Annotated in this window: 16 protein-coding genes; 5 read left to right on the top strand and 11 right to left on the bottom strand. The window is 63.8% G+C overall.

What is annotated here, in order from left to right; translation table 11 throughout:
* Window positions 1-142: 142 nt before the first annotated feature.
* Entirely contained in the window at window positions 143-664 is a 522-nt protein-coding gene (locus H585_RS0120565) for a hypothetical protein (RefSeq protein WP_027369233.1), read from the bottom strand.
* 320 nt (window positions 665-984) lie between these two features.
* On the opposite strand from H585_RS0120565, the gene H585_RS22305 reads away from it, so the two are divergent.
* The 5 genes from H585_RS22305 to H585_RS21995 all read left to right on the top strand — a co-directional run bounded on the left by H585_RS22305 (window position 985) and on the right by H585_RS21995 (window position 13,482).
* The gene (locus H585_RS22305; protein WP_027369234.1) at window positions 985-2,325 is read left to right on the top strand and encodes an FG-GAP repeat domain-containing protein; all 1,341 of its coding nucleotides are present in this window, start codon (window positions 985-987) and stop codon (window positions 2,323-2,325) included.
* Between the two features lie 668 nt (window positions 2,326-2,993).
* On the top strand, window positions 2,994-5,372 hold the full coding sequence (locus tag H585_RS0120580; RefSeq protein WP_027369236.1) for a beta propeller repeat protein: 2,379 nt from the start codon (window positions 2,994-2,996) through the stop codon (window positions 5,370-5,372).
* A gap of 376 nt (window positions 5,373-5,748) precedes the next feature.
* Complete coding sequence (locus tag H585_RS0120585) at window positions 5,749-7,545, top strand: FG-GAP repeat domain-containing protein (protein WP_027369237.1); 1,797 nt, start codon at window positions 5,749-5,751, stop codon at window positions 7,543-7,545.
* 336 nt (window positions 7,546-7,881) lie between these two features.
* A complete protein-coding gene (locus H585_RS22310; protein WP_051183257.1) occupies window positions 7,882-10,611 on the top strand; it encodes an RCC1 domain-containing protein in 2,730 nt (909 codons plus the stop codon).
* Window positions 10,612-11,043: 432 nt separating this feature from the next.
* A complete protein-coding gene (locus H585_RS21995) occupies window positions 11,044-13,482 on the top strand; it encodes a sialidase family protein (protein ID WP_034628636.1) in 2,439 nt (812 codons plus the stop codon).
* Window positions 13,483-13,578: 96 nt separating this feature from the next.
* Here the strand turns inward: H585_RS21995 and H585_RS0120610 are convergent, their stop codons facing one another.
* The 10 genes from H585_RS0120610 to H585_RS23790 form a co-directional block, all read right to left on the bottom strand.
* Window positions 13,579-13,818, bottom strand: coding sequence for a hypothetical protein (locus tag H585_RS0120610; RefSeq protein ID WP_014261400.1), 240 nt, complete (start codon window positions 13,816-13,818; stop codon window positions 13,579-13,581).
* 46 nt (window positions 13,819-13,864) lie between these two features.
* Window positions 13,865-15,445, bottom strand: coding sequence for a terminase family protein (locus tag H585_RS22000; RefSeq protein ID WP_081678732.1), 1,581 nt, complete (start codon window positions 15,443-15,445; stop codon window positions 13,865-13,867).
* On the bottom strand, window positions 15,426-15,815 hold the full coding sequence (locus H585_RS0120620) for a hypothetical protein (protein ID WP_027369238.1): 390 nt from the start codon (window positions 15,813-15,815) through the stop codon (window positions 15,426-15,428). Before H585_RS0120620 ends, H585_RS22000 begins: the two co-directional genes overlap by 20 nt.
* Before the next feature lie 2 nt (window positions 15,816-15,817).
* Window positions 15,818-16,111, bottom strand: a complete 294-nt coding sequence (locus tag H585_RS0120625; RefSeq protein ID WP_014261403.1) for a hypothetical protein — start codon at window positions 16,109-16,111, stop codon at window positions 15,818-15,820.
* The gene (locus H585_RS0120630) at window positions 16,108-16,575 is read right to left on the bottom strand and encodes a 3TM-type holin (protein WP_051183260.1); all 468 of its coding nucleotides are present in this window, start codon (window positions 16,573-16,575) and stop codon (window positions 16,108-16,110) included. The genes H585_RS0120625 and H585_RS0120630 overlap by 4 nt, the downstream gene beginning before the upstream one ends.
* Window positions 16,562-17,011: an N-acetylmuramoyl-L-alanine amidase gene (locus tag H585_RS0120635; protein ID WP_027369240.1), complete on the bottom strand. Its 450-nt coding sequence runs from the start codon at window positions 17,009-17,011 to the stop codon at window positions 16,562-16,564. Before H585_RS0120635 ends, H585_RS0120630 begins: the two co-directional genes overlap by 14 nt.
* Before the next feature lie 207 nt (window positions 17,012-17,218).
* Complete coding sequence (locus H585_RS0120640) at window positions 17,219-17,419, bottom strand: hypothetical protein (RefSeq protein WP_027369241.1); 201 nt, start codon at window positions 17,417-17,419, stop codon at window positions 17,219-17,221.
* A gap of 534 nt (window positions 17,420-17,953) precedes the next feature.
* Entirely contained in the window at window positions 17,954-18,298 is a 345-nt protein-coding gene (locus H585_RS22315) for a tail fiber assembly protein (RefSeq protein WP_051183262.1), read from the bottom strand.
* 1 nt (window position 18,299) lies between these two features.
* Complete coding sequence (locus H585_RS0120655; protein ID WP_027369243.1) at window positions 18,300-21,509, bottom strand: LamG domain-containing protein; 3,210 nt, start codon at window positions 21,507-21,509, stop codon at window positions 18,300-18,302.
* A gap of 42 nt (window positions 21,510-21,551) precedes the next feature.
* The coding region (locus H585_RS23790) for a tail fiber protein (RefSeq protein WP_244432678.1) at window positions 21,552-22,360 on the bottom strand (809 nt) is incomplete at its 5' end.

The following is a 22,360-nucleotide window of genomic DNA, read 5'->3' on the forward strand; positions in this document are numbered from 1 at the left end:
GTGGAGCGTTGCCAGGCTGTTACGGAGTTGAAAAAGTCCGGGACGGGCTTTTTCGACTGTCTGCCCTGGGCCGGCTCATGAAGGCGGCCGGCACGGTTTATCAGCACGGTGTGGCCGGCCCTCGGCGCCCGGCAGGCTGCGGCTATACGCTGCGCTGCGTGCCGAGGTCCCGGCTTGCGCGATCATCCCGGCCCTCGTTCTCTTCCATGGCCAGTAACTCGGTGGGGTGCGTTCGGTCCGCGGCCTTGGCCTTCCAGTCGGCCAGGCAGGCTGCGTACTTGTCCTGCAAGCCGAGCAGGAAGAGGACATGCAGGCAGATATCGAGGCTGGCCAGATCGCCCGGAGCCTCGTCATGCAGCTGCCCGGCCACGTGCGCCGCCTCGTCCAGCAGGCCCTGGCGCAGCAGGGACATGGCATAGTTGCGGCGGAACCGCCTGTAACCGCAGGAAAGCCTGATCGCCTGCCGGTGGTGACGGAGCATGGCCCCGATATCACCCGCCAGGCAGCTGACCTGCCCCAGGACATCGTTCGCCCCGGCAGGGTCGTGCGGCTTGAAGGCTTGCGCCGCGCGGCGGATTCTGGCCAGGGCCAGTTCGTCGGGACACGCCCCGAGCGCATTTATCTGCGCGCAGAGACTGCTGTATTTTGGTTGAGGCTTCATCATGTGTTGTGCACAGGAGGCGCCCTGCGCACGGGCAATGTCGCACATTTCCAGCTGCGAGTAAAACAGTCTCTTGTGCGGCACACCAGCAGCGCACCATCTCGTTGAACTTACGCCACATATCGGCAGGTATGCAACGCCATGAGCATGCACCAGAGATAGTACGAACCCAGAAACAATATTGCGATTGTGCACAATTGTGTTTCATTATAGATGCTTATTTCTTCTCGCCTCTGTCTGATGCGCATCATGCCTGTAGCCGCAAGCCTGCTGGGGGGGCAGGAAGGGCTGCACGGCGAACCGACAACATCCGGGGGAATTTCATGCCTTTGCACTTGCGTCCGACCATGGTCGCCCTTGGCCTGCTGCTGTTTCCTGCAGCCGGGCTTGAGGCCGCGACCACCACCTTCAGCCCAGCCAAGGTCATCAGCTCCACCACGGGCGGCGCCAGGTGCGTGTATGCGGCCGACCTGGACAACGACGGCAAACCGGACGTGCTCGCGGCATCGGAATTCAACCGCACGATCGCCTGGTACAGGAACACGGGCAGCGCATTCGACCCGCAGCCGTTCATCAGCAACGGCATATACATCCCGTCCGCGCTGTACGCGGCCGACCTGGACAAGGACGGCAAACTGGACGTGCTCGCGGCCTTGTCATCCCATGACATGATCGTCTGGTACAAGAACACGGGCGGCGCATTCGGCCCGCAGCAGATCATCAGCGACAGCGCATACAATGCCTCCGCGGTGTACGCGGCCGACCTGGACGGCGACCCGGCCCTGGACCTGGACGTGCTCGCGGCCGTGCCACCCTTCGACAGGATCGTCTGGTACGAGAACGATCCCTTCAAGTATCCCCCGAGCCGTTTCGGCTCGGAACTGGTCATCAGCAACAGCGCAGAGCACGCTTCCGCCGTGTTCGCGGCCGACCTGGACAACGACGGCGACCCGGACGTGCTCTCGGCCTCGGCCGGCCTGCCCGGCAAAATCAGCTGGTACAAGAACATGGACGGCCTGGGCGCCTTCAGCCTGCCACTGGACATCAGCACCGACGTCCTCGGCTTCAGTTCCGTGTTCGCGGCCGACCTGGACGCCGACGGCGCCCTGGACGTGCTCGCGGCATCGGCCGACTTGGGCGGCTCGCACGGCAAGCTCGCCTGGCACAGGAACAACGGCTCGGGCTCGTTCGTCTCGCAGCCGGACATCAGCACCACTGTCGACGCCAGGTCGGTCCTCGCGGCCGACCTGGATGACGATGGCGACCTGGACGTACTTGTGGCCTCGTCTGCCGACGACACGATCGCCTGGTACGAGAACACGAACGGCCAGGGCCTGTTCGGCCCGCGACAGGTCATCAACGCCAATGCCTTGGGCGCGGTCTCGGTGTTCGCGGCCGACCTGGACAACGACGGCGACCTGGACGTGCTCTCGGCTTCTTATGCCGACCACACCATCGCCTGGTACGAGAACCACCTCTACTCGCCGCCAGCCCCTGATACGGGCGGCAACTCGGGCGGAAGCGGCGGAGGCGGCGGCTGCAGCCTGGCTCCCACAGCCGGCCCGGCCGGCCCCATCGGCCTGGACTGGCTGCTGCTCCTGGCGGCCGCGATTCTTGTCCGCCTGCGCAGGCCTGCTCTGCGCAATTCACGACGCGCGAACTGAATCCGTCCCGATACAAAACGCACAGCGGCCCGGCAGACTTCTGCCGGGCCGCTGTTGTTGTATACCGACCGGGGGCGCGCGACTGCGGGAACAGAAACAAACCCGTTAATGACCAGACACACTACTGTTTCCCGTTTTCGAGCCAGGTCAGTAAAAGCAATCTGCTCGAATTAAATGATGTTTTCTCCGGACGACATGCACAAGACTTCCGCCCCGTGCGTCCAGGCCTGCCGCACAGTTTCATGCTCCCATATGCATGCCAGGCTGCCAGACCGCAAAGCTATAAAAAGCCTCCTGCATTCATGCAAAATATCGAGCCGCCCACAGTTCGAACAGGATGCATATCCATTGCCTGGTTGTAAAATCTTATTGAACGTTTCTTGCTTTCTTTCTCCATCCTTTATACACAAGTCATAACTATTCACTAGAGCATTCTGCTCTTGAAAATGCTCTGCAAGCCATTCGTCGGCATGGCTTGCCGCCGCGCGCAGGCGCAATTCACTTGCGCCGTCAACGCCGGAGCAGGCGTCTTAAAACAATCTGCTCCAAAAGAGCTTTCGTTGGCTATGCAGTTCCGCAAGCAGATGTGCGTTGCACACACGACCCCGCCCTGGCCCAAGGCCTGGCCATTGTCCCCTTTGTCCCCCAGGCCTGCCGGGAAGGAGATCATGCGGCGCTGTCTCGCCCTTATCGCCCTTATCGCCCTGGCCCTGCTCCCGGCGCCGGCCAAGGCCTGGGACCTTGTTCAACCCAACGGGCTTTCCACCAGCACCATCAATGCCGTCTGGGGCAACTCGGGCAGCGACGTCTTTGCCGTAGGTTATAACGGCACCATCCTGCACTACGACGGCCTGTCCTGGTCGGCCATGAACTCCGGCACGAGCCAGCCTCTCTATGGCGTCTGGGGCAGCTCGGCCAGCAGCGTCTTTGCCGTCGGTTCCGGCGGCACCATCCTGCGCTACAATGGCAGGGGCTGGTCGGCCATGACCTCGGGCACGAGCCAGACTCTCTACGGCGTCTGGGGCAGCTCGGGCAGCAACGTCTTTGCCGTAGGTTCCAGCGGCACCATCCTGCGCTGCAATGGCACTGCCTGGTCGGCCATGACCTCCGGCACGACTGAGACTCTCAAAGGCATCTGGGGCAGTTCGGGCAGCGACGTTTTTGCCGTGGGCAACAGCGGCACCATCCGGCGCTACAACGGCAGCACGTGGTCTGGCATGGCTTCCGGCACGACCTCGACTCTTAGAAGCATCTGGGGCAGCTCGGGCAACGACGTCTTCGTCTGCGTTGAAATGAGCGGCACCCTCCGGCACTACAACGGCAGCACGTGGTCTGGCATGGCTTCCGGCACGGGCTCATGGCTCTACGGCGTCTGGGCAAGCCCGGGAGGCGACGTCTTCGCCGTGGGAGGGGGCTCTTCCACCAGCACCATCCTGCGCTACAAAGATGGCACATGGTCCGACATGTCCCCCGGCACGGGCAAGCATCTCTATGGCGTCTGGGGCAGCGCGGAAAACGACATATTCGCCGTGGGCGCCGACGGCATCATCCTGCACTGGGACGGCAGCGACTGGCAGGCCATGAGCCCCGGCATGGTTGGGCTTATGCAGGGCGTCTGGGGCAGTTCGGGCAGCAACGTCCTTGCCGTTAGTTCTCGCGGCACCATCCTGCGCTACGATGGCAGCGCCTGGTCTTCCCAGGCCATCAGCGGGAGCCCTAGGCTTGGTGAAATATGGGGCAGCTCGGAAGACGACGTTTTCGCCGTAGGCCATAACGGCTACATCGCGCACTACGGCGGCTCTTCCTGGGACACCTACACCACGGGCACGGGCGAGCAGTTTGAGGGCGTCTGGGGCAGCTCGGCAAACAATATCTACGCCGTTGGAATCAAATCCTCCAAGGGCTCAATCTGGCGCTATGATGGCACCACCTGGTCGGACACGGCCTTCGGGGTGAGTGCGTCTCTGTGGGGCGTCTGGGGCAGCGCGGCCAACGACGTCTTCGCCGTTGGCAGTTCCGGCACCATCCTGCGCTACAACGGCGCTGCCTGGTCTGCCATGACCTCCGGCACGAGCTATTTGCTCATTGGCGTCTGGGGCAGCTCGGCCAGCGATGTCTTCGCCGTGGGCCATAGCGGCACCATCCTGCACTACGACGGCACTGCCTGGTCTCCCATGATCTCCGGCACGAGCGACAATCTCTACGGCGTCTGGGGCAGCTCGGGCAGCGACGTCTTCGCCGTCGGTGATGACGGCACCATCCTGCACTACAATGGCAATCCCGGCGGCACATGGTCCGCCATGAACTCCGGCACGAAGCAGCAACTCTACAGTGTCTGGGGCAGTTCCGGCAGCGACGTCTTTGTCGTTGGCGTTTACGGCACCATTCTGCACTACGATGGTACGACAAAGGTCGAAGCGCTTCCGCCCGCGTCCCAGCCGGGCGGCGCGCAGGTCACCTTCTACCAGACCGTGGTCAACGAACGCACGGACGCATACCTGCGCAGCACGTATGCAACACCCACCGGCTTCACGCCGTTCACCAGCGTGCGCGAGTTCACGGCCGCGACATCCGTACCTGGCGGCAAGGTCGTGTTCTCCTGCCGGGTCAAGGGGCTGTCCGGGACCGTCGGCGGACTGGTCCTGGCCAAGCTCATGTACAACGGCACGCGCCGAGCGTTCACCTTCGATGCCTCGGGCGATGTGGATTCGCCCTCGGGCACGTGGTGGATGCTGGACAGCGCCGGCAGCCCCATGGCCGGAGCCCAGTCCCTGGACCCGGCCGACATCTACGAATTCCGCTTCATCATCCAGGACAACGACTCCCGCTTCGACCTCGACATGGCCTCGGGCACCATCCGCGACCCCTTCGTGCTGGGCACGGGCGGCGACTGGAGTCCGCCCAAGGAGGACAGCGGCGGAGGCGGAGGCGGAGGCGGAGGCTGCGCCTTTGATCCCTCGGCCGGCGAGGGCCTGGGCATGGACTGGCTGCTGCTCCTGGCGACCCTGGCCCTGGTCGGGCTGCGCAGGCCACGACGCGCGAGCTGAACCAAAGTAAAAGGCTGAACGCACAGCGGCCCGGCAGACTTCTGCCGGGCCGCTTTTCTTTTGCCCCCCACTACCCATCCGGTACCCCTCCTCTCCGCAAGATCAACCTGGCCTTGATAACTGGCCATGGACGCGCCGGCCGGCCGATGCCGGCCAAGGCGACGCGGCAGGCCGGCCCTGGCAGGGCAAAGACATGGCAGACCATGCGCATGAAGAGTTCGTGCGCGTGCGCATACACCATTTTGATTGCGTATAAACAGGGTTAAGCATATACAATTCAGTTTTCTCTGCCGCATGGACGGATCGTGCCTGCGGCCACATGCCGGCAGTGCGCCGTGATGCCCATGCGGCGAGCCGACAACACAGGGAGAATTGTATGCCTGCCCGCCTGCGCCCGATCCTGGTCACCCTCGGCCTGCTGCTGTCGTCTGTCCCCGAGCTCGAAGCAGCGCACAATCTCCTCTTCAGCGAGCACCCGATCGCAAGCTCCGGCATGTACTTCCCCGAGTACGTGTTCGCCGCGGATATGGACAACGACAACGACCTGGACGTGCTCGCGACATCGCTCGGCCTGCCCAACAGGCTCGTCTGGTTCGAGAACACGGGCGGCTCGGACAGGTTCGGTTCGCAACAAGTGATCGACGCGCCCTGGGAATACGCACCCTCCGTGGTCAGGGCTGACCTGAACAACGACGACGAACCGGATGTGCTCTCAATCGAGTATGCCGACGGAACGATCGCCTGGTACGCAAACGAGGACGGCACACTCGGCGCGCGGCAGGAGATAGGTCCCGTAGCGGCAGGCTACTGGTCCTTGTTCGCGGAGGACCTGGACAATGACGGCGACCTGGATGTGCTCGCGGCCTCCATCGATGACGGCACGATCGTCTGGTACGCGAACACCGACGGCCAAGGTTCATTCGAATTCCGGCAGACCATCAACACCGCGGCGGACGGCTCCTGGTCCGTGTTCGTGCTGGATCTGGACAATGACGGCGACCCGGACGTGCTCGCGGCCGGATATGCCGACGGCAGCATTGCCTGGCACGCGAACACGGACGGCAAGGGCGCGTTCGGCCCGCGGCAGGTCATATACAGCGCCGAGGACGGCGCCGCGAGTGTGTTCCAGGTGGATCTGGACAACGACGGCGACATGGATGTGCTCGCGGCCTCTACAGCACCGGATTCCGGCCAAGGCACGATCTTCTGGCAGGAGAACACCGACGGCCTGGGCGCGTTGGGCCGGCAGCAGGTCATCGCCACCAGCCTGTACGGCGCCTGTTCCGTATTCGCGGCCGACCTGGACAACGACGGCGACCTGGACGTGCTCTCGGCAGCGCTGATGGAGAATAAGATCGCCTGGTACGAGAACCTCTACTCGCGGCCCGTTGCCAAGGCAGGCCCCGACCAGACCGTGCCCGAAGGCGCCAAGGTCACCCTCGACGGCAGCGGCAGCTCCGATGCCTCCGGGGCCATCCCCTGGTCCTGGGTCCAGACCGACGGCCCGAGCGTGCAGCTCGACTCCGCGGGAACGCCAAAGCCGTTCTTCAGCGCGCCGCAGGTCGACGCCGCCGGCGCGAAGCTGACCTTCACGCTGACAATCACCAACAGCCAGGGCATCACGGCCAGCGACTCGCTCGACGTGACGGTCACCAACCAGCCCAAGGCACCCGTTGCCCGCGCCGGAGACGACCGGACCGTGGCCGGGGGCGCGGCCGTGAGCCTGGACGGCTCGGCCAGCGAGGCCGGCGAGGGGAGCATCACGGCCTGGGCCTGGGCGCAGAGCGCAGGGACACCCGTGGCCCTGATCGATGCGGACAAAGCCACGGCTTCCTTCACTGCGCCAGAGGTGGGCGGCGCGGACGAAACCCTGAGCTTCACCCTCACCGTCAGCAACAGCGTGGGCAGATCCTCCAGCGATTCGCTGACGATTACGCTGCAAGACAGCCCTGGCGGCGACGATAGCGGCGGCTCGGGCGGCGATACCGGTGGGGACGACGTTACCGGCGGTTCGGGCGGCGGCGTTGATGCCGGCGGCTCGGGCGGCGGAGGAGGCGGAGGCGGCTGCGCCTTCGATCCCTCGGCCGGCTTCGACCCGGCCGGCCTAGAGTGGCTGCTGCTCCTCGCGGCCATGCTGCTCGTCCGACTGCGCAAGATGAAGCGCGCGGGCTGAACCCAAACTAGAAATTGAACGCAACGCGGCCCGGCATGGACATGTCGGGCCGCTCTTGTTTCATTCAATTGGCCTTGACGCTCGGTGTGGGCGGTCGCTGAATGGATAATCACCTACTCTGCCGATTGATAAGGAACACGTCATTCAGTGCACGGCCTGGGGATACATGAACAACTGCCACGGCGATGCGTTATACGTTGCAACATATTGTAAATACAGCTTTACAGATTATTGCGTCATGAATAGGGTAGCGCGTTCTTTTGATCAAGCCAGATATCGGCGCAGGCTATAGACCTGCGCCATCTTCACGCTGAACCGGTACCGCGGGGGAAAATCGTGCTGCGCTGCTTTATGTCCCTGCTTCTGCTTGTGCTCATGGCTTGGCCGTGCCCGAGCATGGCGCAGAAAATCGGCGGCGGCCCGAGTTACACTATCGTCCTGCGGGCGGATGGAACACTTTGGACCTGGGGATACAATAACAGAGGCCAGTTGGGCGACGGGACCACGACCCAAAGGAACAAGCCAGCACAGGTCACCGAAAGCAACGCCGGCGAGGACCCCCTGCCGGCGCGCTTCAAGGCCGTGGCTGCGGATGTTGACTGTTCCATGGCCTTGGCCGAGGATGGCTCGCTTTGGAGCTGGGGCTGGGGCGGTAGAATGAAACCGGTGCGGATCCAATCGTCTCTCCCGCCCTTCAAGGCCATGTCCGTCGGCTTTGACCATACGCTGGCTCTGGCCGAGGATGGCACGCTGTGGGCCTGGGGGTATAATTACCACGGCCAGCTTGGCGACGGGACCAAGTCCGTTGGGCTGGTGCATATCAGCCGAAGCGATGACGACCAGCCTGCTCTGCCGGCGCGCTTTGTGGCCGTGGCCGCAAGTGGAAGCTTTTCCATGGCCCTGGCCGAGGACGGCTCGATCTGGAACTGGGGAAAGAACAACTCAGGCCAACTGGGCGACGGAACCGTGTTCGAGAGGCTCAGACCAAGGAAGATCATCCAGAGCAAGCCAGGCGAACCTGCTCTGCCCACGCGCTTCAAAGCCATAGCAGCGGGTGCCATCCACTGCCTGGCCCTGGCCGAGGACGGCAAGCTGTGGGGCTGGGGGGATAACGCCCACGGCCAACTGGGCGAATATAGCCCGGCCATAATCTACCAGCCCATCTATACACATGTGCCAGGGCCCATCGCGGCCGTGGCTGCGGGTAGTGCCCATTCTCTGGCCCTGCTCGAGAACGGCACGCTGAGGGCCTGGGGGAATAACTACGAAGGCCAACTGGGCGACGGGACCGAGATCGACAGGGTTTATTCGGTGCAGGTCACCGAGAGCCAGCCCGGCCAGCCAGCCCTGCCAGCCCGCTTCACGGCCGTGACCGCGGGTGCCAGCAGTAGCATGGCCTTGGCCGAGGACGGCACGCTGTGGGCCTGGGGAGACAATAGTAGCGGGGAGCTGGGCGACGGGGGCACAGCAGATAGGACCAGGCCGGTGCGGGTGGTGGGACCCGATGGAAACGGCTCTTTCGACGCGAGTCTGGCCATCTTCCCGCATGGCGCCCAAGGTGAAGCACCGCTGAGCGTAGCGTTTCTTTCCTTTCACACGCCGCTAGCCTCGGCGGCGAGCTGGGACTTCGGCGACGGCCAAACCAGCAGCGACGCGACGCCAAGCCACACTTTCGACACGCCCGGTCTGTACACGGTGACGTTCACCGAGGATGTGCCGGGAGGCGGCACCACGAGCAGGCAGAGCACCACGATCCCAGTCCTGGTACTGCACGAAATCATAGCCGAGGCAGGCCCGGACAAAACTGTGGACGAAGGCACGAACGTGACCCTGAACGGCACGGCAAGCAGCGATCCCCCTGGCCTACCATTGAGCTGCACCTGGACCAAGCTCTCCGGACCGGATGTAATGCTCACGGGCGCGAATACGGCCAGCCCGCGCTTTATTGCCCCGCAACTCGACACGGACACGCAGGTCTTGACCTTTCAACTCACGGTCAGGGCCGCGGACGGCCGAAGCACCACGGATACGGTCACGGTTACGGTGCGCAACGTCAACAGGCAGCCCACAGCCAACACCGGGGCAGACCAGACCGTGGCTCCTGGCGCGACGGTGACTCTCGACGGCAGGGCCAGCTCGGACCCCGACGGCGGCGTCCTGACCTATTCCTGGATTCAGATCAGCGGAGCAAGCGTGTCGCTCACGGGCGCCAACACGGCCCAGCCACGCTTCACCGCGCCCAGCAGGGGCACAACCCTGACCTTCACCTTGACGGTCACTGATCCAGGCGGGTTGACGAGTTCGGATACGGTGAACGTGATCGTGAACACGGCACACATCGACTATCCGCCCGTAGCCAATGCAGGCCCCGATAAAGCCGTTCTCGTGGGCGCTGCCGTGTTCCTCGACGGCAGAGCAAGCTCCGATCCCAACGGCGACAGCCTGACCTTCTCCTGGACCCAGGCCAGCGGAACAGGAGTGTTGCTCACGGGCGCCAATACGGCCCAGCCAAGTTTCACCGCGCCCGCTATGGCCACAACCCTGACCTTCATCCTCACGGTCACTGATCCAGGCGGGTTGTCGAGTTCGGACACGGTGAACGTGATCGTGAACACGACCTACACGCCGTATCCACCCGTGGCCAACGCCGGGGCCGACCGGAGCGTTGCCACAGGCGCAACCGTGGCTCTTGACGGCAGAGCAAGCTCCGACCCCAACGGCGACGCCCTGATTTACTCCTGGGCCCAGATCGGCGGAACAGGAGTGTCGCTCACGGGTGCCAACACGGCCCAACCACGCTTCACCGCGCCCGATCAGGCTATAACTCTGTCCTTTACCCTCACCGTGAGGGATCCCGGCGGATTGACGGACAGTGACACAGTGACGGTCACGGTGACCGAAAGTACAGGCGGCGGGGACGGAGGGGGCTCGGGCGGCGGAGGTGGCGGAGGCGGCTGCGCCTTCAACCCCTCGGCCGGTTACGACCCACTCGGCCTGGAATGGCTGCTGCTCCTGGTGCCTGCGGTCCTGGCCCGGCTGCGCAGGCCAAGGAGACGATTAAGTTAAGCACGTCTTCATCGATGAACGTCCCGGCATGAGCATGCCGGGACGCTTTCGTTGTGGTGATGGCGGGAAGGAATGCACGACCCTGCGCGGCATGGACGAGATCGCGGCACATGCCAGGCATCACGACGCGACGATCCTCACACTCGTGAAGGCGCGGGGCTTCCCGGCCAGGAAGATCGGCGGCATGTGGGTTTCGGACAAGGGACTCATCGACGCATACTGGCGTGACAAGGTTAATCGATGGAGTATCAGTTGCTTGAGCCCTGAAGCATGCTCAAGGCTCTCCAGATAGGTACTAGCACATACGTTGATCGGATATGGCTAAATGTGATATTGAGTAGCGGTCAGATGCAGCATGGGATTCACGCGCTGAAAAATCCGTCAGGTGCTTACACCACAGCATCCGCATGGCAGGCATCTTTGGGGAGACGCATGCGACTTCATCTGGGGCTACTTGTCCTGATCCTGCTTTTAAGCTCATCGTCTGCCCAGGCCTGGGAGCGCGTCTATCCCAAAGGTTTCACGGAATACGACCTCAAGGGAATCTGGGGGCGTTCGCGGGAGGATGTCTTCGCCGTGGGGAATGGCGGCACCATTCTGCACTATGACGGGCACTCCTGGTCAGCCATGAACTCCGGCACGGACAAGGATCTGTACGGCGTTTGGGGCATTGCCGGAGATAATGTATTTGCGGTCGGAGCCAGTGGCACCATCCTGCACTACGATGGCATATCTTGGTCGATCATGAGATCCGGCACGAATTTGTCTCTCTTTAATGTTTGGGGCAGCGCTGGAGGTGATATCTTCGTCGTGGGTGGGGGATATAGCGGCTATTCCTTTTACGGCATCCTCCTGCACTATGCTGGCAGCACATGGTCGGTGATTCCCATACCATCCAACTATGACGGAAGATTATCTGGTGTCTGGGGCAGTTCTGCCAATGATGCCTTCGTCGTAGGGTATAATGACCAAGCTGCGGTGGATCATGGCATCATCCTGCATTTTGACGGTGCAACCTGGTTGGGCATGAGCTCCGGCACGGATTCCTCTCTCCAAGGCGTCTGGGGCAGCGCCTGGGATGATGTCTTCGCCGTTGGAGGCGACGGCACCATCCTGCACTACGACGGCCGTTCCTGGTCCCCAATGACTTCGGGCACGGGCATTCTGCTCACAGGCGTCTGGGGCAGCGCCAGGGATGATGTCTTCGCGGTCGGAAGCGGCATCATCCTGCATTATGACGGGCACTCCTGGACACCGATGGACTCTGGCGAAGACTGCGCCCTGTCCTCGGCCTGGGGCAGTGCCGTAGACGATGTCTTCGCCGTGGGCGCGGGTGGGGCAATACAGCACTACGACGGCGGATCCTGGTCGAGCGTGGCTTCTTCCGTACTGGGCGAAAAGCTCAGAAGCATCTGGGGCAGCGCCGGTGATGACATTTTCTCCGTGGGGGATAATGGCACCATCCTGCACTATGACGGAGCAAACTGGTCGATCATGACTTCCGGCACGTACAGCGATCTCACTGGCGTTTGGAGCAGCGCCAAGGATGATGTCTTCGCCGTGGGTTATTATGACCTGGATAGGCTGCACTATAATGGTACCACTTGGTCGAGAGCGCCGTCGAGCATGTGGCGTGACTATCAGGGCGTTTGGGGTACTTCTGGTGCCAATGTATTCGTTGTGGGCATTAGCGGAACTATTCTGCGTTTTGACGGCACCAATTGGTCGGCCATGGCTTCCGGAACTTCCAGAACGCTCTATGGCATCTGGGGCAGCTCCGAGGATGATATCTTCGCTGTAGGTGAATACGGCACCATGCTGCACAATTACGATGGATTCTGGACTGTCATCGGGGCCGGTACTTTGAACACACTTGACAGCATATGGGGCAGCTCGAAAAACGACGTTTTCGCCGTAGGAAATGCCGGGGCCATTGTGCACTATGACGGTTATTACTGGTCGGCCATGGACTCTGGCACGAGCGATGCCCTTTGCGGTATCTGGGGCAGCTCAGGGAATGATGTCTTCGCCGTTGGGAACTTTTTCAATGGAAGTGACTCTAGCGGCACCATCCTGCACTATGACGGCCGCTCCTGGTCTGCCATGCGCCCCGGCACGCATTATACCTTGACTGCCGTTTGGGGTAGCTCGGAGAATGACGTCTATGCCGTGGGGGGGTACGGCACTATCCTACACTACGATGGCACGACAACAGTGGACGCGCTTCCGGCCGAGACCCTTCCCAGCGGAGCAAAGGTCACCTTTTATCAGGTTGTGGCCAAGGCGCGCACGACCGAATACCTGCGCTCAAGGTACTCGACCCCGGAGGGCTTCACCCCGCTTACGACCGTGCGCGAATTCACGGCAAAGACAGACTATCCAGGCCGCAAGATCATCTTCACCTGTCGGATCAAAGGTCTGTCCGGGACTGTGGGCGGGCTGACCTTGGCCAAACTCCGGTACGACGGCACAAGTCGTGCGTTCTCCTTCGCCGCCTCGGGCAACGCAGCCTCTCCTTCGGGCACCTGGTGGATGCGTGACAGCGCCGGGGTGCCCATGGCTTCCGCCGAGATCTTGGATCCGGGGAACATCTACGAGGTTCGCTTCATCATCCAGGATGATGATCCACGGTTTGACCTTGATCCAATAGCCGGACTCATCCGTGACCCCTTTGTTCTGGGCCAGGGCGGCATCTGGAATTCTGATACCGGAGGTGATTCCGATGGCGACGCTGATGGAGCATCAAGTGGTTCAGGCGGCGGCTGCGCCTTCAACCCCTCGGCCGGTTACGACCCACTCGGCCTGGAATGGCTGCTGCTCCTGGTGCCTGCGGTCCTGGCCCGGCTGCGCAGGCCAAGACGCGCGGGCTGAACCAATACCTCGAATTGAACGTACAGCGGCCCGGCATGCTCATGTCGGGCCGCTCTCTTTTGTCTTGGCCGGGAACAGCCTTCCGGCGCAGGCAAGTCAGCAGCTCTGCACGCTCTTGAACCTGTGGCCGCACACGCGGCAGGCATGATAACGCTCGCGCAGCGAGCCGTGCCAGGCCATGGTCTTGATCACGCCCATGTCCTGGCCGGGCCGGCGGCCAGTGCGGCACAGCGGGCAGGTCACGCCGTCGCGCGGCGAATAGTCCACGGCCTGCCGGACCCTGGCCACCAGCTCGCGCAGCAGCTCCACGGGCAAATCCTCCAGCCGCAAACTCATGGCTGCCTCCCCGGGCTTATCCCCTGAAATTCGTGCACGGCTCGCCTCAGCAGGGACTGGAGTCATCCAGCACCTCGCCCATTTCGGCGCGCGCCCAGGGGCTGGGCTCGCGGCCAAAGGCCCGGGTCATTTCGCGTTCAAATCGGTCGCCTTCGCAGGACAGGCCGGATTCGAGCCGGTCGATGCGCCGAGCATAGGCGTTGACCGCTGCCGGGCCGCTCTGCCTTGCGGCCATCGGGCGGGCCATCACGATGTGGCAGGCCTCGTCCCACACGTGGTCCTCGCCCTTGCTGTCGATGTCCTCGGGGTTGGCCGGGTCCGTGACAAGCGCCGGGATCGTGCGGATGAATTCCGTGCAGTTGGAGCCGACGAGCAGCATGGGCCTGCTGTTTGTGCCATCGCCCGTGGACCTGATGCGCTCGCGAAAAGCCCTGATCTTGAGGTGTCGGGTCGAGTCGCCCTTGGTCAGGAACAGGCCGTGCTCGGCAAAGATCTCGGCCGTGGACTTGCCCTGGCCGCCGCCCTGGAAATCCGGGCGCCTGGCGAAGCAGTCATGGCCGGCAAGGCGGATGATCATGCGCTCCTGCAGGTTCATATCCCGCTCGCGCCTTATGATCTCTCGGGCGATCTCGGAGTCGATGAGCCGCAGCCCCTGGTCGGGCTGGCCGTTCCAGCCGTACCACTCGGCGAAGCGGATCACGCGGCCGTCGTTGTCCACGAACCACCAGCCCCAGGAAAAGGGCTTGCCGAAGCCCCAGTCGAAGGTCGTGTGGACCTGGGCATTCTCGGGCGGCATGCACGGCGGAATGACGTGCGTGCGCACGGAAAATTCAGGGAAGGCCTGGCCCACGAACACCTCCCAGTCACCAAAGCGCATGGCCTTGACCAGCTCGGGAGAACCCAGGCCCTCAAGCCGGGCTTCATAGCCGGGGTCACTTTCCATCAGGCTCGGATTGTCTTCGAGCCTGGCCGGGATGAACTGTCGAACCAGGCTGCCTTCACTTTTCAGCATCTCCCTTGCTTTCCGGGACTCCGGCCTGGACGGCTCAAAGGTGTGCTTGACCCAGCCGTGGCCCACGCCGCCCGGATTGGAGCCGCACAGGATGCGCGGGAAGAAGCCCTGCCAGCGCTCGGGGATCTGGAGGCCGGCCAGGCGCACGCGGCCGCGCAGAAAGCGGTACTGGCTCTCGGTGAAGTGGGTCAGCTCGTCCATGAGCAGCACGTGGATCTCCGCGCCCTGATACTTGAACACGTCCCGCTCGTACTGGCAGTGGCACAGGAATATCTTGCTGCCGCCGTCGAAGCCGCCCGCGGGACCGTTACCGAAGGCGATGAAGTTCTTGCCCGAGTTGATCTTGACGAAGCCGGCCTGCAGCCACTCGGCAAGCAGGACCGGGAACGAGGCCGGGCCCTGCATGTGGTTCTTCCACAGGTCGTCGGACAGGCGCCGGAAGATGTAGACCTGCAAGCCCGGCACGGCGAAACACCAGGACAGCGCGGCCACGCGCATGAGATGCGACTTGCCGCCTCCGGCACTGCCCCCGTACAGGACTTCGGTGGCCCTGGTCCGGTAGGCTACGCCCTGACGCGGGTGCAGCCGAAGGGTCTTAGTCCCGCTCGCCTGCATCCGTGACGTCCTGTACTGCGTCCTGTCCGTCCGGTCCGTTTTGTCCGTCCGGCCCTTCTGAACCGTCGGGTCCGTCGGGGCCGGTAATGAGGATGGTCAGGCCGGGCAGCTTGATCATGCCCCCGGCGCCTTCTCCGTCGTCGATATTGCAGGCCTGGCGCTCAAGCGCGATGGCCTTGTGCAGGCTCGACGCGGCCTCGTAGTGCGTGCGGGCCAGGCTCTTGAGATCACCCGGCCCCAGGTCCTGGCTCGGCCCGGCCGAGGCGAGCACGTCCTCCAGCCTGTCCAGCAGCAGCCGGCCGACCTTGCGCAGGCGGGCGGCGTCCCGGCGGTGCTCGCGCAGGACCTCGGCGTGCTTGCGGGCAGCCATGCTTACCTCATCCATCCGCGCACCAGGGCGCCGACAACCGCCATGGCCACCGCGGACGCGAGCGCCGAGCCGATGCCCACGATGACCGACGTGCGCACCTGGGCGCGCTCCAGCGCCGTCAGGCGCAAAGCCAGGGCCTGCACCTGATCGGCCAGGGACTGATGCATGTGGGCCCTGGTCGAACAGCGCTCGGACAGCAACATCTCGATGCGTGCCAGCACGCGCCCCATGTCGGTCTGACCCACGCGCAGCTCCTTGATCGCGCTCCACAGGTTGGCGATATCGTCGGCGCTCACTTGGCCTTGCCTCCAAGCTTTTCAAACGTGCGCAGCGTGCCCAGGCCGAGCATCCCGAGCACCAGCTCCATGAGCCCGGAGATCGCGCCGATCGGATAGGCCGGCAGGACGATGCCGGTCAGGTCCGTGGACCCGTAGATGACCTTGAGACACAGGTAGACCCACACGCCGGAGGCGGTCAGGAACTGCGGCAGGTAGTAAGTGGCCAGCGCCGCGGCGCAGACCCAGCCGATGGCCGGACGCCAGCCCGCCACGAACAGCGTGCGGTGGGCGGCCTCGATCTTGGCCAGTTCGATCTGCCCCAGGGCCGGGAGCCCGCGCAGACGCTCCAGGGCCTCCTGGCGGGTCAGCCGCTCGTCGTCGCTGGTGAACAGGGCGTCGAGCGTGTTGCCGATGGCCTCCACAGGCTTGGCCATGGCCTCGCCCGCCTCCTTGCCGATTCCCAGCCAGCTACCCAACCCCATGTTGCCCCCTGTTCGCCCACCAGGCCCGCACATCGAAGCCGGGGCAGGTCTTGCCCTTGTCCAGGTCACGGTGTCCGACGACCTCGGCTTCAGGTGCGATACGTTTCAGGGTCTCCACCAGGAGCCACAGGCTCTCCCGCTGCTGGCCGCTGAAATCGGGCTTGCCGTGCCTGCCGCCCACGAGGCAGATGCCGATGGCCCGGGAGTTCATGCCGGCCACATGCGCGCCGGTCACGGTCTGCCAGCCCGGCGCCGCGTTGATGTCCAGCGGTCGGCCCGACTCGATCACGCCGGAGCGCCGTATGACGTAGTGGTAGCCGATACCGTCCCAGCCGTTCTGCTTGTGCCAGCGGTCGATCTCGGCCGCGCCGATGTCCAGCTCGGGCGGCGTGTCCGCGCAGTGGATAACGATGTATGTGACCTTGCTTGCGTCCATGTCGATCCCGTTGTGAAGGTGAGTTGCCCTTGAGCCGCCCGGCTTCGGCTAGAGCAGATTGCTTTTAAGACGCCCGCTCCGGCGTTGACGGCGCAAGTGAATTGCGCCTACGCCTCCGCAGCGGCAAGCCATGCCGACGCATGGCTTGCAGAGCATTTTCAAAAGCAAAATGCTCTATCCCGGCGCAGGTCCATGGCCCTGCTGCGCTCAGCGATAGCCATCCGTCGCGGGCCAGCGCTCGTCATCCCCGCCGGCCTTAAGTTTTTGCAGATGCAGCTCCAGCCTGAGCCTATGGATGAGGCTGGCATGCCGGTCCAGCGACTCCTGCTGGCGCAGGACCATGCGCTCCAGCGCGTCCAGGCGCCTCTGCGCCCTGTCGTCCTCGGTGTGTCCTGATTGCTGGCTCATCATGGCTCCTTCCGTTCGCTTTTCAGTGCCTTGCAGCCCCACGCCTCGGCCTCGGCCATCCAAAGCCGGCTTGCTCCCCTGCAGGGAGCAGCGCCCGGCCAGCGGGCTGTCACCTCCGCTGCCGGGCGCTGGTTCACCTCGGCCTTCTCGGCGCCTGCGGGCGGCATCGGCTTGCCTGCCTCCATGCCGTCCACCTGCCAAGGTTCCGGCGCCCACGGGTACGCTCGGACAGGCCCAAGATAACCGGGGGGACGAAAAGGCGGGATGGCGCGGTGCAGGATATGCGCGCTATGGCGGGGGCATGCGGGAAGATGACAAGGCGGGTGTGGGCGGGAGAGCGGGAATAATGGAAGAGGCGGCCCGCAGGGGCCGCCTCGCTGAGCGCTTCGTGGGCGGGATCTCTCGGCCGCCAGAGGGCAGGCGGGCATGGCGTCAACCATGACTAAAGCAGCGCTCGGTCCGGCCGAGATCCGTAACTGCTAGAACCGCAAGGACGTAACGACGTACGCAGCCGTGCCGTCAGCCTACCAATCTTTATTCGCCAGGCTTCTCCGGCCAAGTCACATCCAACGGGAAGCCCTCCTGCCCCGGCAAATCCCGCAAAGCCTGCCGGTAATCCTGCCAAGTCTGGCGCACGGTTTCGTCCGCGTGCGGATAATCCGGCAGGGCCAGGGGGTCGGATTCGCGCAGTTTGTGGTTGCGCTCCGCGCGCACGGCCGCGGCCAGTCGCTCCAAATCCAAGGTCCAAGCGTCCTCGACCGGGCTCCAGGCGTGGCCCGGCGATGGCCGCTCAGGGATCGGCCTATCACTCAGTTCGCGTGGCTCGAATCCGCAGTAGGTCGCGCCGTCATTGCCAAGATATGTCTGCATCGTGCGCATGCTATGCCCTCTTTGAAGTCAGGTAGTAGATGGCCTCGGTGTAGTTCTCACTTTCAGTGTCATAGGCTGTACCATTATACAGTGAAAGCTGGTTGTTTCCGGTTTTCATGATGACCTCTTCCTCGCTACGCTGCATGAAGAACTCACCGTTTACGGCATGACTGGTGCTGTACCATCCAGACAGCTCTCCGGCCTTGCGTCTCCAGTACTTGTCCCGGCCCTGCAGCTCGCCCTCGATGACCACGGGCCAACCGCCGAAGGGCGTCTTGAGCGAGTATTCCGTGTTCAGCACGGCCTTGAACGGCGGATAGGTCAGCCTGTCGCCGATGACGTAGGACTGCACGGTCTCAATGACCGGGATGTGCTTTGTCGCGGCATCGAACAGCACGAGCCGCCAGCACTGGTACGTCGTGACGCCCTTCTTGCGCAGTACGAGCTTGTAGTGCTTGTAGGCCGTGGTGTTGCTCAGCGTGTACTTGCGCTCCTCCTCTTGGTCGTTGCTGGCCAGCGTGCTGTGATAGCCGCCGAGCTGGTCGTCGCGCGCGTCGAGCTGCGTCCAGTTGGCCTTGTCGTTTGAACCGTACCAGGTCCAATGTTTGGCCCTGTAGTCGGACCCGTAGGACGTGGCCAGAAACCAGTACTCGTCCAGCACGAATGGCTCGGCAAAGCTGTAGACAACCTCCACGTCCAATGCGTCACTTACGGTCATGGCCGCAGTTCCCGCGTTGGCAAGCGGATAGAAGGCGTGCGGCATGACCTTGCCGCTGTAGACTGCGCTGGTCAGCAGCTCTATCTGGTCGATTACCCGGTTTGTCGTGGCACTCTCCATGCCCGGACCGAGGTCGGAGAAGATGTGCCGCTTCTTCTTCGTGTCGACATGCCCGAGCGCCAGGCGCACCCTGCGCTCCCACTCCTGTGTGATCTGGTTATAGGCGTACATGACGCCCTCCTGACGGTCGAAACGCTGCGTGCCGTGCGCCATGCTGCCGGGGACCGCCTGGAAGACCTCGTAATCCCGGCCCTGGTAGACGCTGTCGCCGACGATGTAGCGCATGTTGTTCATGTAGCCGTAGTAGGGATAGCTGCCTTCGGCGTCGCGCCCCCACATGACGTAGCCACCGGAGGCCTTGATATTCGTATCGTACTCGAAGCTGCCGAGGCACTTGCCGTCGACGTGCAGATGCCACCACTTACCGCGCCTGCTGAGCGAGACATGGTGCCATGCGCCGGACAGGTCGTCGGTCATCCACATGAACCTGTGCTGTCCCACGTTGGGGATAAGGTGGAAGGCCCGCTTGTCCGGCCTGTAGTACAGCCGGATGCCGCTGCCATTGTACGTATCAAGGATACAGTACCAGGCCGCTTCGCTCGTCCACAGCGGGCGCATGTCCCACTCGAGGCAGAAATCGACCTTGAGCGGCCTCGATACGGGCACGGGCAGAGTGTATTGCGCATCACTAAGATAGATGTAGTCCTGCACTCGTTTGGCGAAATAGAAGGATTTCTGGCCGCCCCAGTAGGGTAAGTCTCCCGAGACCTGGACTGGAGAGGACGGGTCGACATCCATGAGCACGCCCCAGGGGGAGTCCTCGCGCCACTTCAGGTCGGCCATGGCGCCGAGCGGCAGGCTGTCGGCGCGCAGCAATTGCCGGCACATGCGCTCGACGTCGGCCCTGGGCGTGTAGTGCACCCGCTTGGTCGAGGCCGTCAGGCCCCAAGTCCTGGCCGCCTCGTCATAGTCCGCGTAAATGTAGTTGCGGCTGGCCTCGGCCAGGAGCCCCTCGGGCAAGTCCCACGGCGCCCGGCGCGTGGTCTTGTAGTCCAGGTTGTCGTTCTCGTCATAGCCGGCAGCCGCTGCGAGGATCGCCGGCCAAGCATCGGAACCGTGCAGGCGCACGCGGCCGAGGGCGAGGTCGGAGTGCTCGACGCCGCCGAACAGGCGCACCTGCCGTAGACCGACATACTGACTGGCTGCAAAGGAGCCTATACAGTTGATGCGGAACTTGCGGTAGCGCTTGGTGTTGGCGAACCAATAGCGCTCTTCGTAGTTGTAGGAGTTGCCGCCGGCCACGATTGTGCGCTGCCCGCTGTCGTGCAGCGTGTCCCAGGCCGACAGCTCTTCGTCCCAGCCGAGGAGTTGGATCCGCCGCGGCTGATACGTGCTGCTGCTGTCGTCAATATGCGTGTAGCCGATACCTTGGACGCTCTGCGGCGCATGGAAATCAATATCCACATGGCCGTTGGGCGTATTGGCCGGGGTCAGCCAGCCGCCGCTTGTGCCGCTGGCGAAGCCGTCCAGGATCTTCCAGCCGGCCCAGGACGAGGTGTCATACTCGGCGCTGGGCGAAACCTTGACTAACCCGCTGTCGTAGCCGGTCAGAGTGTTGATCGGCAGCGGGCGCAGGTGGAGCAGGTAGTCCGGGTAGCCGTCCGCGTCCTCGCGGGCCGCGACCACGGCCTGCCGGACCACGGACAGGCCGCCGGGAGAACGGTAAAACTCGAAGCCGCTCTTGTCGGCCTTGAGCCGCAGAAGCTCGCCAGGCTGCCCGTCGGCAAAGGCCGGCAGGCCCACATGGGCCCCTGTTATGCTCGGATAGAGCGGATTATTCTCTGTCGGCTGCCCGTACTCGACGCTCGAGAGCCCCGCGTCCACGACACACCCCGCGACCTCCACCGCGGTCAGGTCCGCAGGCTCGTCGTATACGGACGAAGCCACATGGCCGTAGCCGTTTTGGATCTGCTCCAGCCGTATGGCCCGCCGGGGCGTGTAGATGCCCCGCTTGTCGCCGGCCACGCTGAAATGCGTCTCGTCCAGCATGGCCAGGGCGTCGGCCTCGGCCGTCCACCAGTCGCCTGCCGGGGCATCGCCCTTGAGCGTGCCGTCGTCATTGAGCGCCACGTTCAGCCGGGCCTTCAGGCTCGGGGCGCTGCCCCGAGCCTCGCCCAGCTCGTGCTTGAGATTCGAGAGGGCCAGCGAGGCCAGGGCGTAGTCCACCCAGCCGGCCTCGCCAAGCTCCGGGTTGCCCGTGTACACGTAGAGCACGCCGGATTCCCGGTCCGTGCGAAAGCACGGCTGCCCGACCAGGGGGCTGTCCGGAAAGCTCGCGCCCGAGAACTGCGAGCGCAGCGTATCCAGGCTCGCGCCCAAGAGCCCGTACAACTGGCCCATGGGTGTTACGCCGGGCATGGGCTTCTGATATTCTTGGCTCATCGACTGCTCCTTGCGATCTTCAGGGAATATACAAGCCGCGACCTAGGCTTTGATGCATGCCAGCAGGGCCACGTTGCGAGGGCGAGTCTCTGCTCCGCCCGTTGCGCCCGTCGTGCTCGACTGATTGTTTGTCGCATAGCCGGAACGGCCGTTATCGATGCCGCCCTTATACGCAGCAACGGCTACAGCGTAGGAATGCGCATGGCTTCTGGTCGCATCGGCCTGCACGCTGCCGAAGGTGCGCCCGCTATCCACGCCGCGCCCGTTGTCCCAGCCACGGGCAAACTCGCCGCGCAGGTCGGGCAGTTTGAATGTCGTGCTTCCGTCGCCGGCACCGAATTGCGTCCCTATAGCCGTGAACAGCGCAGCATACGTCTCGCGAGAGACGACTTGGCCATTGCAGGCGAGCCAGCCTTCAGGCGCCGTGGAGCAGGCAAAAAACGAGATGGCCCCGGAAGGAACTCCGCGCGCGCTGACAGGTGCGATCGTTGCCGCGAGGCCCGCCGGCGTGACTGCCCGCGAGCCCTCCGTGCCGGCCTGGGTCTCGGCATCCGTGGCCAGCTCGACCAGCCCGGCGAATGTCTCCGATGCCCCCAGCGCTGCCAGGCTGGCAGGAGTAAGGGCCTTGGTTGCATTGGCCTTGGCCTGGGTCTCGGCATCCGTGGCCGCCAGCAGGGCCGGATCGTTGTCCGTCGGCTGGCCGTACTCGATGCTCGAGAGCCCCGCGTCCACGGCACACCCCGCGACCTCCACCGTGGTCAGGTCCGCAGGCTCGTCGTATACGGACGAAGCCACATGGCCGTAGCCGTTTTGGATCTGCTCCAGTCGTATGGCCCGCCGGGGCGTGTAGA

This window comes from Desulfocurvibacter africanus subsp. africanus DSM 2603 (assembly GCF_000422545.1).
Lineage (GTDB): Bacteria > Desulfobacterota > Desulfovibrionia > Desulfovibrionales > Desulfovibrionaceae > Desulfocurvibacter > Desulfocurvibacter africanus.

Excerpts from the sequence above, each read along its gene's own strand:
- H585_RS0120580 (WP_027369236.1), top strand. The coding sequence starts at position 2,994 with ATGCGGCGCTGTCTCGCCCTTATCGCCCTTATCGCCCTGGCCCTGCTC.
- H585_RS0120630 (WP_051183260.1), bottom strand. The coding sequence starts at position 16,575 with ATGGGGTTGGGTAGCTGGCTGGGAATCGGCAAGGAGGCGGGCGAGGCC.
- H585_RS0120610 (WP_014261400.1), bottom strand. The coding sequence starts at position 13,818 with ATGAGTTTGCGGCTGGAGGATTTGCCCGTGGAGCTGCTGCGCGAGCTG.
- H585_RS0120655 (WP_027369243.1), bottom strand. The coding sequence starts at position 21,509 with ATGAGCCAAGAATATCAGAAGCCCATGCCCGGCGTAACACCCATGGGC.
- H585_RS0120585 (WP_027369237.1), top strand. The coding sequence starts at position 5,749 with ATGCCTGCCCGCCTGCGCCCGATCCTGGTCACCCTCGGCCTGCTGCTG.
- H585_RS0120635 (WP_027369240.1), bottom strand. The coding sequence starts at position 17,011 with ATGGACGCAAGCAAGGTCACATACATCGTTATCCACTGCGCGGACACG.
- H585_RS21995 (WP_034628636.1), top strand. The coding sequence starts at position 11,044 with ATGCGACTTCATCTGGGGCTACTTGTCCTGATCCTGCTTTTAAGCTCA.
- H585_RS22000 (WP_081678732.1), bottom strand. The coding sequence starts at position 15,445 with ATGCAGGCGAGCGGGACTAAGACCCTTCGGCTGCACCCGCGTCAGGGC.
- H585_RS0120565 (WP_027369233.1), bottom strand. The coding sequence starts at position 664 with ATGATGAAGCCTCAACCAAAATACAGCAGTCTCTGCGCGCAGATAAAT.
- H585_RS0120620 (WP_027369238.1), bottom strand. The coding sequence starts at position 15,815 with ATGGCTGCCCGCAAGCACGCCGAGGTCCTGCGCGAGCACCGCCGGGAC.
- H585_RS0120640 (WP_027369241.1), bottom strand. The coding sequence starts at position 17,419 with ATGAGCCAGCAATCAGGACACACCGAGGACGACAGGGCGCAGAGGCGC.
- H585_RS22315 (WP_051183262.1), bottom strand. The coding sequence starts at position 18,298 with ATGCGCACGATGCAGACATATCTTGGCAATGACGGCGCGACCTACTGC.
- H585_RS22305 (WP_027369234.1), top strand. The coding sequence starts at position 985 with ATGCCTTTGCACTTGCGTCCGACCATGGTCGCCCTTGGCCTGCTGCTG.